Below are 12,869 nucleotides of genomic sequence, written 5' to 3'. Positions count from 1 at the left end.
ACGCGAATCGGACGTGCGAAGCGAAAGCGCAGTAACGCCATACTACCGAGCGTATGACCCCCGACGAGCGGGCCCTTCATACGGATTTTTCGATGGGAGCGCGCGCATTTAGCAACCGCCATTCGATTCGCGTCCCCGCGCGCTGGCGGATAGTTGAACGCGAGCATTCGGCAAAGGCGCGCCTCTCGCGCAAAGGGCATCGAAGAAAGGGGGATCGACCGAAGCTCCGATCGAACAAGGATCCTATAGGAAAGCAAGGGGGTTGATTATTTCATGTCCGACAACAACAAGCAGCAAGGCACGTCGCTCGGCAAGCGTCTGGCGCTTATCGGCGTAGCCATCGCCATCATCGTGATAGCGCACTTCCTTCCCACGCCGGAAGGACTGTCCTACGCGGGCAAGATGGCCATCGCGCTCATGGTGTCCGGCATCGTGCTCTGGGTGACGGAGCCCGTGCCCATGGCCATCTCGGGCCTGGCGCTCATGTGCCTGATGCCGGGATTCGGCATCTTCCCGTACAACGGCACACCGGGCGTCTGGGCGAACTTCATCAGCAACGTCATCTTCTTCATCTTGGCGTCGTTCGGCATCACGTCGGCGTTGCTGAAAACGAAGATCCCGACGAAGATCGTGTTCACGCTCATGCATATCACGAAGGGCAACGCGAAGCTCACGGTGCTCATGTTCATGGTGGCCACGGCCGTCATCTCGGCGTTCGTGTCGAACCTGCCCTGCACGGCCCTGTTCGCCGGCATCGCCATGTCCAGCATCATCGAGGTCGAGCAGAAGAACGGCACCGCGAAGCACGCCGCCAACCTGGGCAAGGCGCTCATGATCGGCATCGCGTACGCCTCGTGCATGGGCGGCATGATCACACCCGCCGGCTCGGCGCTGAACATCATGACCCTGAACATGCTGGGCGCGAACGCGGGCTTCACCATCTCGTTCCTCGATTGGGTCATCATCTGCGCGCCCATCGCCATCATTTTGCTGGTGGTGTGCTGGCTGTCCGTCACGCTCATCTTCAAGACGGACCGCATTTCCGACGAGACCATGCTCGCCATCGAGAAGTCGGGCGCGTCGGTGGGCAAGCTCGATATGTTCGACAAGAAGGTGCTCGCCATCCTCGCGCTCATGATCGTGTGCTGGTTCGCCAGCAACTGGACGGGCTGGGACGCCACGGCCATCGCCGTCGCGGGCCTGGCGCTGTTCTTCCTGCCCGGCATCGACGTGCTCACGTGGAAAGAGTACATCGCCAGCGTGCAGTGGGCCATCGTGCTGCTCATCGGCTGCGTGCAGTCCATCGCGGGCGGCATCAAGGAGCAGGGCGCTGCCAGCTGGCTGTTCGGCGCCACCGTGGGCAAGATGGCGGTGTCGGCGTTCGCCGTGATCGCCGCCACCGCCGTGGCGCTGCCGCTCATGCGCCTCATCATTCCGGTGGGCCCGGCGCTCATCGCCATCAGCCTCATTCCGCTTGCGGCCATGGGCCCGGGCATGGGAGTGTCGGCCGCCGTCTTCGCCATCATCATCGCGTTCAACGCCAACACGACGTTCCTCTTGGGCGTGGACAGCAACAACATGATGACGTTCAAGCACAACCAGTGGAAGATGGGCGAGTTCTTCAAGGCCGGCATCGCGCCGACCATCGCCATGATGATCCTCCACGCCACCATCTTGGCTCCGCTCGTGAGCATGGTGGGCTACTGATCTTCGGCAGCGTAACGGTTTGTCTGCCTGCAAGGCCCGCATCGTTTCGGTGCGGGCCTTTTTGCCGCTTGCCGGCTCGTCGAATTCGTCGCACAATGGAGCGAGGACCGCGGCTGCGGCGACCGCACAGGGGAAAGGGGAACGGACATGATAGAGGGCATCGCGTTCGACGCGTACGGCACGCTGTACGACGTGTACTCGGTGGAGCGGAAATGCGAGGAGGAATACCCCGGCAGCGGGGCGGGCATCAGCCGGCTGTGGCGGCAGAAGCAGCTGGAGTACTCGTGGCTGCGCACGCTCATGGGGCGCTACGTCGACTTCTGGCACGTGACCGAGGACGCGCTGCGCTACACGTTGGCCGAGCTGGGGCTTGCGGTCGACGAAGGGAAGATCGAGGCCCTCATGGCCTCCTACTTAAAGCTGGAGATGTACCCCGAGGCCATCGAGGCCATGGCGCGGTTCGGCGCACGCAAGAAGGCCATCCTCACGAACGGCAACCTGGAAATGATCGAGCCGCTCGCGGCGCGCACCGGGCTGGACGCGCACTTGGACGCCTGCCTGAGCGCCGACGAGGTGGGGCTGTTCAAAACGCGTCCGGAGGTGTACCAACTGGCCGTCGATCGCTTGGGCATTGCGCGGGAGCGCTTGCTGTTCGTGTCCTCGAACGGCTGGGACGTGGCCGGCGCCAAATCGTTCGGCTTCACTGTGGGCTGGCTGAACCGCCGCAACCTCCCCCCGGAGGAGCTGGGCGTGCGCGCGGACTACGTGGCGAGCAACCTCCTGGAACTGGCGGAACAGGTGGAAGAGGCGTAACAGCGTTCGCGGCATCACCTAGCTACAAGGCGGTTGCATTTGCCGGGTTGTCATCCTGAGCGAGCGAAGCGAGTCGAAGGATCCCGTGCGGCGCCAGCCGAGGCGCATCCGGCTCGCGCCGCACGGGATCCTTCGACTCCGGCGGCTTTCGCCGCCTCCGCTCAGGAAGACAACCTGGCCGGGTGCATGTCGATGCTGGTAAATATAGAGGCGCTTTCTATGCGGCGCTCCCCGAAACGGGCCCCGCCACTTCGCCGGCGGTGGCTGCGGCAGGCACCTCAACGTCCTCGAACTCGAAACCGGGCTTCGTGCACACGGTGCAGAAGGCGGGACGGCGGCCGGCCACGATGAGGCCGCAGGAGGGGCAGCGCGAGAGGAGCTCGGGCGGACGAGCCCCTTCGGCCATGTCGAGACAGAGGCACGCGGCTGTTTGCTCCACCTCCTGCAGCTGGCGGTAAAGCTTCGCGATGTCGCGGTGGCCGTGCACGCGGGCGCGCGCGGCGGCGTCGCGACAAGGCCCCGTGCTCCAAGCGTCGGCGCGCGCGGCCACTTCGCGCAGGGCGTCGTCGAGGCCCGTCGGCAAAGGCGGGCGCGACTCGGGATCCACGCTTTCGGCGTGCAACGGCCCGCGGAAATCCTCGAGCGCGGCCAAATGGGCCCGCTCGCCGGCGGCCAGCGCGTCCAGCACGGCACCGTCCTGTTCGCGACCGCCTGCGCGAGCGGCGTCGGCCAGCATCCCGTAGGTGCGCTTCTCCGTCAAGCAACGGGCTCGCGCGGCCTGCAGATCGTCGTACACCGCACCGACGTTCTCCCGCGTGAAGGCCGCCGCCTTGCGCGCCCGATGGCGGCGATACGCGCGCATGCCCAGCAGCTCCAACGCCACGAGGCCGACGACAACCGCGATCAGCAGCACGATGGTGTCCATGAGCGTTCCTTTCCTCCGAATGCCGATGCGCCCCGACGTTAGCCGGGGCGCATGCGCGCATAGCTGACACTCGCGCGAGCGGCACGGCGCGCGGCCCCTGCGGCACCCCGCGCGCTTGCGGCCGCCGCCGTCCCGTGCGCCGGCCGCAAGCCGGCGCACGGGGTCTTCCCTTACTCGCCCAGGGCGAACACCGCCTGCTTCGTCTTGGCGGCCAGTTTGGCGTTCAGCTCCTCCAACGGGCCGTACTCAAGGCACTTCGCCTGGCAGTGCTGCACGCAGGTGGGCACCTTGCCCAGTTCCCGACGCGCGGCGCACAGGTCGCACTGGTCGGTGGGCACAGGCATGTAGGCCAGCTGCCACACGTCCTCGTCGATCTTCCAGGGGCCTATCTCGTTCACGAGGATGCCCGTCTGCCCCACCGGGTAGCCGTGCTCCATCTGGCACGCGAACTCGCACGAATGGCAGCCGGTGCACCACTCGTAGTCCACCAAGATACCGTACTGGGCCATCGTTACTCACCGTCCTCTAGCTTGTAGAGCCTGCAGATGCTCGTCTTGTAGTTGGAACCGAACCCGCTCTTGCCGGGGCTGTACACCATAAGGTTGTTGATGTTGTACTCGAACACGTCGAAGAACTTCTCCGGGTCGCTCTCCGGCTTCCACCACGCGTGGTCGCAGGCCACGATGCGCGGGTCGGTGAGGATGGGCGTCGACTCGATCTTGATCTTGGCGCGGCCGTTCTGGTTCTCGATCCACACCCACTCGCCGTCCTCCATGCCCAGTTCGGCCAGTTTGTCGGGATGCACCTGCACGATGGGGTCGGGATGCATCTTGCGCAGGCGCTCGATCTGGCGATGCTCGGAATGGAAGTAGTTCCAGTTGCGCGCGCCCGTGGTCAGCACCAACGGGTACTGCGCGAACAGCTCGGGCGTGGAGCCGGGGCCGGGGTCGGGCTCCTCGAAGTACGGAAGCGGGTCGAGTTCGGCCGCGTTGTAGAACGTCGACCACAGCTCGATGCGGCCGGTGGCCGTCTGGAAGCCGGGCTGGCCGTCCTCGCGCATCTTGCCGTTCTTGTACTTGTAGTACTCGACCGGCAGGTACACGGGCGCTTCCTCGCGCAGCTCCTCCCACGAGTAGCCGGTGGGCTTCAGCAGCTCGGTGAACATCTCCTCGGGCGTCTCCCACGGCCAGGCCTCGGGGTTGAAGCGCTTGCCCAGCTCGAGGTTGATCTGCATGTCGGACTTGCACTCGCCGATCTGCGTGACCTTGTTGATGACCTCGCCGCGCTGCGGGCCGTCGCCCACGCGGATGCCGTTGCGCTCGGGGAACGTGGCCGCGGGCAGCACCACGTCGGCCAGCGCCATGATGGTGGGCGTCATGAACAGGTCAACCGACACGATGAAGTCGCACTTGCCGAACGCCTTGTACACGCGCTGCGGATCGGCGGCCATGCAGGCCAGGCCGTTCGTGGTCTGGAAGTGCGCGCCGTGGATCTCGTAGGGCACGCCCGTCTCCATGGTCTCGATGAGCACGTCGGGCGAGGACTGCTTGAAGCCCATCTGCAACAGGCGGTAGCGGTCGAGGCCCAGGCGCTTCGGCTCCTGCTCCTCGGGCAGCAGGTCGCGGCCCCAGCCGCCGGAGTACGCCATGATCTCCGCCGGGGGCACCAAGCCGCCCGGGCAGTCGATGTTGCCGGTGATCTGGAACAGCGCCGCGATGGCCTGGCCGGCGGGAATCGCCTCGCGCGTCATGTCGATGGCCAAGCCCCACTGCAGCGTGGCCGGCTTCGCCGCAGCGAGCATACGGGCGGCGCGCACGATCTTCCCCTCGGGGATCCAGGTGATCTCGGCCACGCGGTCGGCCGGGTACTCCTGCACGCGCTCCTTCAGCTCGTCGAAGCCGTAACACCAGCAGTCCACGAATTCCTTGTCGTAGATCTCCTCGTTGATGATGACGTTGAGCATGCCCAGCGCCAGCGCCGCGTCGGTGCCGGGACGGATGGGCAGGTGCAGGTCGGCCTTCGCCGCCAAAAACGTCACGCGCGGATCGATGACCACGGTCTTCATGCCGCGCTTCATGAGGTCGATGACCCAGTGGCCGAAGAAGCCGTCCGAGTTCGCGATGATGGGGTTGTTGCCCCACACGAACATGACCTCGGGCATGGTCCAGCCGGGATGGTCGTAGCGGTCCGTGAAATGCTGGGCCACGTCGGCGATCCAGAACGAGCCCGTCGTGGCGGCCATGCCGGCCACGCGCGGCAGGTAGCACGCGTTTCCCGAGAGTACGTTGCCGTAGTTCGGGCTGCCGAACGACCAGCACAGGCGCGATTGCCACGGCGCGATGTCGCGGCCGGTGCCGTGGATGAAGACCACCGATTCGGCGCCGTACTTCTCTTTGATGGCGTTGAACTCGCGCTCGACGATATCGTACGCCTCGTCCCAGGTCACGCGCTCCCACTTGTTCTTGCCGCGATCTTCGCGGGCGCGCTTCATCGGATAGGTGATACGGTCCTTGTGGTTCACGATCTCGGGCATGTCCAGGCAGCGCACGCACAAACGGCCCTCGGTCATCGGGTTCTCGGGGTCGCCCTCGACTTTGACGAGCTTCCCTTCCTTGTCGGTGTACAGCAGCACGCCGCACCCCAGGTGGCACCCCGGCCCCGACCACGCGCTGCCGCGCGTCACCGTGTACTCGCCCTCTTCGTAGCGCCACGGCTTTTCATGCGGGATGGTGATGCCCTCTGATTTCTCCATGCTTCGCCCTCCTTGGTTCTCTCGTCGAATAGCACTGGACACAGCATGCCGCGCGGGATGGGGCGGCGAATCGCCGCCGGGACGTGAAATCGCGCGGCTGGCGTCAGAATATGGGATTGATGAGGGAGGAAGGGCGGCATACTACCCTCGGCAGTATGCCGGGAAGTGGCTTTTCGAGAGAATGGCGGAATGCTTCGACGTTGGTGGAGGATGCGCGTGCGTCGCCTCGCCCCCTTCCCCGTGCAGGTGGCGCGGTATGCTATATTCGTAACTTGAGTTATATTTGATGGCCACGGGAATCGAGGGCTGCTGTACGCCCGCTTCGGGGCACGCGAGGAACAGGGCGGTGCCGCGTCGCAAGGCGAGCGTCGACTCGCTTCGAGCAACCGCGTGAAACGGAACGGATAGGGAAAGGACCAGCATGCCGAACATCAGCAACGAGGCGTTCTCGCTCGACGGCGTGGAGCTGCCGTCCGACTTCCCCTACCGAGCCTACGAGATGGAGCCCCATTGGGAGCGCCTGGTGGAACTCGGAGACGAGGTGGTGCTGGAGCGCGGCGAGCAGCTGCACGCCGAGCGCGACGCGCGCTTCTGCTACCTGGTGCTCGACGGCTTGGTGGCCTCGTCGAGCCCCGGACCTGCCGGCTTGCCTCGTCACGGCGCGTTTTTCCTGCGCGGCAGCCTGTTTTTGGAGTCGAACGCGCTTTCGGGCCTTCCGTCGAACACGGTGTTCACCGCCCTGGAGCGCACGACGCTCGTGCGCGTTGCCCGCGAGCGCATGAAGGCGGCCATGATGGCCGATGGCGACGTGTTCGACCTGGTTATCAGCTCGCTCGCGCACAAGTTCTTCTCGGCCAACGAGCGGTTGCGCGAAACGGAGCGCTACGACGTGCGCATGCGCGTGTACCTCATGCTGCTGGGATTCGCGAAGGACTGCAACGAGCCGCTGGGCGACGGGTGGCACCGCATCACGTTCAAGCTCACCCAGCAGATGATAGGCGAGATGCTGGGCGCCAACCGCGTGACCGTGAACACCGCCGTGCGCAACCTGGCCGACGAGGGCGTCGTGGACAAGCGCGACGGCTCCTACCTCGTGCGCGACCCCAAGGGGCTGATAGGCTAGCCGCCTCGTCGCCACGGTCGCATCCCGAATCGCGGCGCATCGGGGTCGCCCCCGCCGGCCAACCGATTCGCCGCGAAGACCTCCTTGGCACAGTAATGACAGATTCTCTGCGCGCATGTCTTTTAGCAAACGACATCTGAACCGTGCGAACTGGGAAAACGATTGGTGTAAACAGCCATCATCAACCAACAGAGGGACTTTCGTCCCCGAACATGCAAAGAATCTGTCATTACTGTGCCAAGGAAAACCTGTCGATGCCCCCGCAAGGTGCATTCCGGGAGTGAACGCTTCGGCCCGCTCGCCCCTGAAAGCGAACGAATCTTGAACGATAGTTTTGCCCCGATGGTAAACCCAGCAAAGCGGGCAGCCAACAGACGGCGAGCGCTTTGTGGACATCGCTTGGGGATGCTTTCCCCTTCGCGTCGCGTGTTATAATCGAATTAGTTTGATTATCGAAGTATTTTGCCGTCCATCGCGCACCGCTCCAGCCGTCTCCGGCCTCGCGCTGCGCGTTCAAGGTCGGCAAAGGCAGGAGAACATTGTGGGCAGTGCATTGGTGGGGTTCGGCAAGGCGGTTCCGGCGCTCGAGGTGCAAAACGACGACCTGAAAGCGCTCGTGGACACGAACGACGAATGGATCAGGACGCGCACCGGCATCGAGAGTCGGCACGTCGCCGTTGCCGAGTCGAACGCCGATCTGGCCGAGGCGGCCGCGCGCGAAGCTTTGGGCTGGACCGACGGCGGCTTCGCCGAGCGTCGTTTCGAGGCGGGAGAGATCGACCTCGTAGTGTTCGCCACCATCACGCCGGACATGGTGGTCCCTTCCATGGCGGGGCTGCTGCGCCGCCGCTTGGGCCTGGAGAACGCCATCGCCTTCGACCTGAACGCCGCCTGCACGGGCTTCGTCTACAGCCTGACCGTGGCCGAAACCATGATGGCCGCCTCCGCCCCCGGCGCGCCGGGCGCCGCCGGGCGCAACCCCGTGCGCCGCGCGCTCGTGGTGGGCGCCGAACGTCTCACCCGCTTGACGAACTGGGCCGACCGCAACACCTGCGTGCTGTTCGGCGACGGCGCGGGTGCGGCCGTGCTCGAATGGAGCGACGAGCGCCCGGGCATCCTGAGCAGCTTCATCGTGAACGAGGACGACGTGACGAACGCCCTCTCTTGCCCCTCGGCGTACGACGCGCCCCAGCCCTTCGACGCGAACGGCATCGCGCCCGACGTCACCACGACCGATGCGGCCGCCGCCCGGATCGCCGAAGAGCTCGACGTGCTCGAGGCCGTTGAGGCCGGCCGGCCGCACCAGACCATCTATATGAACGGTCAGAAGGTGTTCAAGTTCGCCGCCGAGGCCATGACCGAGGCCGTGAACCGCGCGCTCGAGCGCGCGGGCGTCTCGCTCGACGAGGTGGCGTGCATCGTGCCCCATCAGGCCAACGAGCGCATCATCAAGTACGCCGCCAAGAAGCTCGACCGCCCCATGGACCTGTTCCAGCTGTCCATCGCGCACGCGGGCAACACCTCGGCCGCCAGCCTACCTATGGCCCTGGCCGAAGCCTACGCCGGCGGCCGCATCAAGCGCGGCGACAAGGTGGTGCTCGTGGCCTTCGGCGGCGGCTTCACCTCGGGCGCCGTGGTGTACGAGGCGTAAGAAACTTCGCCAAGGCGAACCGGTCATTGCACGCCTGCCGCCTTTGGACCACATGCTCCGAAGGCGGCAAACCGCACTGCGAAAACAAGCTGGGCCCAAAACGAGGCGCTAGCGCCTCGGCAAAGCCTTCCGCACAGCTCGGGCAGTGAGCACGCCGGCGACTAGCTTCACGCCGTCGACGATGAGGAACGGCGCGACCGCCGTGGCGAACGCGGCCTCGGGCCCGAGCCCTGCCACGCCCATGAGCTGGATCCAGCCGCACACGTACATCACCAGCAGGAACAAGAAACCGGCCACGACGTCGACCGCGAGCGCGCGACGCTTTCCCCTGCCGCCTTTCGCAACCCCGTCGCCCGCTCCGGCCTCCACCGCCGCACCGCGCCGCAGCCGCATATCCGCAAGCCGGAGGAACGCCAGCGCCACGACGGCCCCCAGCAAAAAGCCCCACAGAAAGCCACCCGTCGGCCCGGCCACCACGCCGATGCCGCCACGCATGGACGAGAACACCGGCAAGCCCACCGCGCCGATAACCAGGTACCCCCCGATAGCGGCAAGGCACTCGCCCGGCGTCAGCACCAGCAACGCGAACACCATCACGAACGTTTGCAGCGTGAAGGGCACCGGCCCGAACGGCACCGACACCCAGGCCGACACCGCCATGAGCGCGATCGACAGCCCCACGAACGCCACCGATCGCGTGCCGACGCGCGACGCGCCTTTCATTTCCTTCGCCTGCTCCATGATTCGATTCTCCCTCTCGGCCACGCGCGCCGATATGCTCTTGCTTGTCGTTCACAAGCCTAGCGCATGGTGCGGCGCCGCGTCTTCCGAGAAGATTCCAGAGGGTGACAAATGCGAAGGCGGCTCGTCGGCCGCCTTCGCAAGATAACCCAGGTTGCGGAAGGGCGCGAAGCTAGAACTTCGCTGTGATCTCGCCGCGCTCCAGCTTCTTCAAACGGCGCATCTCCACGATGATAAAGATGACCGTGGTGAAGATGGACAGGAAGTCCGCCAAGGGCGTGGCGAAGTACAGCGCGTCGAGCCCGGTGAACTGTGATATGATCTGCGGCAGCACCTCGGGCAGCGCGAACAGCAGCGGCACGAGGAACAGTATCTGGCGCGTGAGCGACAGCACGATGGACTTGAGCGGCTGGCCCGTGGCTTGGAAATAGTTCGATCCCACGATCTGGAAGCCCACGAACGGCAGCATGAACAGCTGTACTTTGAGCGCGAACACCGTGAAGTCGACGAGCCCCGGATGCGTGATGCCGAACGCCCCCACGATGGCCTCGGGGAACAGGTGCACGACGGCCCACATGACCGTGCCGAGCGCCGTGGCTCCGGCTATGCCGCACCACAGCGTCTTGCGCACGCGGTCGATGAGCTTCGCGCCGTAGTTGAAACCCAGCAGCGGCTGGATGGCCACGGCCACGCCCACGAGCGGCAGCACGGTGAACATGGCGATGCGCTGCACCACGCCGATGGACGCGAGCGCGTCGTCGGCCCCGATGGGGCTGAGCGCGCCGTATTGCACGAGCAAGTGGTTGATGACGAAGTTCACCACCGCCATACCCGCCTGCACGGCGAAGCTGGCGAACCCGAGCGACAGGATGGTGCCGATAACCTTGAGATGCGGGGTCATGTAGCGGAAATGCAGCTTGAGCGGAACCTTCTTCGTGAAGATGAAGTACCACAGCACCGACACGCACGAAGCGCCTTGGCCGATGATGGTGGCCAGCGCGCTGCCCTCAACGCCCCAGCCGAACCGGAGCACGAACAGGTAGTTGAACACCAGCGACACCACCAGGCCTATGAGCATGGTGACGAGCGCGCGGTTGGGCGCGCCGGCCGTGCGGATGAAGTTGTTCACGCCCATGCCGATGCATTGGAAGATGAAGCCGAAACAGATGATCTGGAGGAACGCATGCGCGTAGGGCCGCACGTCGGCGGTGGCGCTCGAGAGCGTGAGCAGGCTGTCGATGACGGCCGGGTTCAACGCCGCGATGCCCACGACGGCCGACACCACCACGCTCAGCAGCACCGTGTTGCCCAAGCTGATCTCGGCGTCCACGCGCCGTCCCTCGCCCAGGCGCAGGGCGGCGAGCGCGTTGCCGCCGTTGCCGATGAGCATGGAAATGGCCATGAACACGATCATGATGGGGTTGGCCACCGTGGCGGCCGACAGGCCGATCTCGCCCATGGCCTGCCCGAGGAATATGGAGTCGACCACGTTGTAGGCGCCGTTCACCACCATGCCCAAGATGGCGGGAATGGCGAACTCGGTGATGAGCCGCGGGATGGACGCCGTGCCCATGCGGCTGACCTTGCTGTCGCGCTCGGGGTTCTTCGGGTCTTTGCCGAGCGGCGCGCCCGTGCTTTCTTCGTTGAGGTCGAGGGGTAGTTTCGCCTTCGTCGCTGCAGCTGCTGCCATGTCTTGACGTGCCTTTCTCATTTTTGCGGAACGAGATATTTTACTTGCGCGCGCATACTTAGGAGAACACCTTGCGAGCGGATACACAAACCGCCCACAGCGAAGCGCCGCCAATGGACCGATTCAGGCGCTAGACGGCGGCCGAACAGGCGAAGGGACGCGAATCCCGAATCGTCCGTACGCGGAGAAACGCGTCGCGTTCCTTCCTTGAAACACAGCGGGCGAGCAGCCCCCCCCCTTACGGTTAGGCCCAGCCTTCGTGGGGTCTTTTCCTTTCGATCTTGCCTCCAAGAGCCTACGATAAGGAGGACCCTGCGGGGTTGCTGGCGATCAGCACCCGGCTGCCGTCGACCTCGAGAGCTCAAAATTTATTCCCGAAGCCGCTTTCTGCTAAAAAATGACGTTTGTGAATGATCTATCACGAGGATAATTAGGCCCGCGATGTATTCACCTGGCCTTTTATTTAATGATAATTTTACTTAGATATAAAAATCATCGAATGTTCGTTCACAAACGTCATTTTTTAGCAGAAAAGCTCGCTGGCGCGGATTTTTTCGATTTCAAGCGAGCCCTACACCAGATGCGCCTCGCCCGAGGCGACCGGCACGAGCGAGCCGTCAGACGCGCGCAAAACCAAACGGCCGAACTCGTCTACCGAGGCCACGGTGCCCTGGGCGACCGGTTCGCCCGATCGGTTCACCATGCGCACGCTGCGTCCGGTGAGGCTGGCGTGCGCGGCGTACTCGTCGACAAGCGGAGCGAAGCCTTCGGACAGCCAGGTGCGGTACAGCGGCGCGTAGGCTCGCAGCACCGCGGCGGCAACGTCGTCCACGCAGCCCTCGAAGCCCAGTTCGGGAAGGTAGACGGGGACGTTCTTGCCGCCCACCTTCGCAACGTCGGCCCGGTCCGGAGGCTCCACGTTCACGCCGATGCCCACGCACACCCCGCCCGCATGCGCCTCGAGCGAGATGCCGCACAGCTTGCGATACTCGATGCCGCTCGCAGGTTGGATGCCCGCAGGTCGGCAGGCCGCCGGAACCACCAAGTCGTTCGGCCATTTCACCAGCACGGTTCCTCCGGCGTCGGGGGGCAGCAGCTCGGCGGCGGCGCGACGCACGGCCAGGCCGGTCACGAGGCTCAACGTGGGCAGCACGGCAGCATCCACCTGCGGGCGCAGCAACAGCGACAGGTACAGGCCCCCTTCGGGGCTCGCCCACGCGCGACCCTGCCGCCCGTAGCCGCCCGTCTGACGCAGGGCGAGCACGGCCAGGCCCTCGGGTTCGCCGGCCTCGAGCGCGCGCTTGACCTCGTCGTTCGTCGAAGTCGTCTCGTCGAGCTGCCGAACGCGGAACTCAAGCATGGGCTCCCCCTCTCGCAGGTTGAACATCACCGCCAAGGGCGTTTTGACGGATCGTACCGTAGGGCGCTCTTCAGAGCGCCCGTTCGCGCGGAGCGCGAAAACATGTG

Annotated in this window: 10 protein-coding genes; 4 read left to right on the top strand and 6 right to left on the bottom strand. The window is 65.1% G+C overall.

The genetic code is table 11. The features are described 5' to 3' along the window. Positions 1-273 precede the first annotated feature (273 nt). Both C1878_RS01980 and C1878_RS01975 read left to right on the top strand, forming a co-directional pair. Positions 274-1,707 carry an SLC13 family permease gene (locus C1878_RS01980; protein ID WP_114600017.1) on the top strand — a complete coding sequence of 478 codons (1,434 nt, stop codon included), beginning with the start codon at positions 274-276 and terminating at the stop codon, positions 1,705-1,707. Positions 1,708-1,854: 147 nt separating this feature from the next. Next, entirely contained in the window at positions 1,855-2,520 is a 666-nt protein-coding gene (locus C1878_RS01975; RefSeq protein WP_114600016.1) for a haloacid dehalogenase type II, read from the top strand. 217 nt (positions 2,521-2,737) lie between these two features. Here the strand turns inward: C1878_RS01975 and C1878_RS01970 are convergent, their stop codons facing one another. From C1878_RS01970 to C1878_RS01960, 3 genes are all read right to left on the bottom strand, one after another. After that, positions 2,738-3,445: a hypothetical protein gene (locus C1878_RS01970; RefSeq protein WP_114600015.1), complete on the bottom strand. Its 708-nt coding sequence runs from the start codon at positions 3,443-3,445 to the stop codon at positions 2,738-2,740. Between the two features lie 170 nt (positions 3,446-3,615). Beyond that, on the bottom strand, positions 3,616-3,954 hold the full coding sequence (locus tag C1878_RS01965) for an oxidoreductase (protein ID WP_114600014.1): 339 nt from the start codon (positions 3,952-3,954) through the stop codon (positions 3,616-3,618). Between the two features lie 2 nt (positions 3,955-3,956). Continuing rightward, the gene (locus C1878_RS01960; protein ID WP_114600013.1) at positions 3,957-6,197 is read right to left on the bottom strand and encodes a molybdopterin-dependent oxidoreductase; all 2,241 of its coding nucleotides are present in this window, start codon (positions 6,195-6,197) and stop codon (positions 3,957-3,959) included. Positions 6,198-6,618: 421 nt separating this feature from the next. Here C1878_RS01960 and C1878_RS01955 point away from each other — a divergent pair, with 421 nt between their 5' ends. Next, entirely contained in the window at positions 6,619-7,320 is a 702-nt protein-coding gene (locus C1878_RS01955; protein WP_114600012.1) for a Crp/Fnr family transcriptional regulator, read from the top strand. Positions 7,321-7,861: 541 nt separating this feature from the next. Further along, positions 7,862-8,971, top strand: a complete 1,110-nt coding sequence (locus tag C1878_RS01950) for a beta-ketoacyl-ACP synthase 3 (RefSeq protein ID WP_114600011.1) — start codon at positions 7,862-7,864, stop codon at positions 8,969-8,971. A 108-nt stretch (positions 8,972-9,079) separates the two neighbouring features. On the opposite strand, the gene C1878_RS01945 is transcribed toward C1878_RS01950, so the two are convergent. From C1878_RS01945 to C1878_RS01935, 3 genes are all read right to left on the bottom strand, one after another. Then, positions 9,080-9,712 carry a biotin transporter BioY gene (locus C1878_RS01945; RefSeq protein ID WP_114600010.1) on the bottom strand — a complete coding sequence of 211 codons (633 nt, stop codon included), beginning with the start codon at positions 9,710-9,712 and terminating at the stop codon, positions 9,080-9,082. Between the two features lie 172 nt (positions 9,713-9,884). Then, entirely contained in the window at positions 9,885-11,402 is a 1,518-nt protein-coding gene (locus tag C1878_RS01940) for an MATE family efflux transporter (protein WP_114600009.1), read from the bottom strand. A 571-nt stretch (positions 11,403-11,973) separates the two neighbouring features. After that, positions 11,974-12,762 (bottom strand): biotin--[acetyl-CoA-carboxylase] ligase, encoded by a 789-nt coding sequence (locus C1878_RS01935; RefSeq protein WP_114600118.1) that lies wholly within the window; start codon positions 12,760-12,762, stop codon positions 11,974-11,976. Between the last annotated feature and the right edge of the window lie 107 nt (positions 12,763-12,869).

The organism is Gordonibacter sp. 28C (assembly GCF_003339845.1).
Classification (GTDB): Bacteria; Actinomycetota; Coriobacteriia; order Coriobacteriales; family Eggerthellaceae; genus Gordonibacter.
Note: the sequence above shows the minus strand (reverse complement) of the source record. Positions and strands in the feature narration are given on the sequence as shown.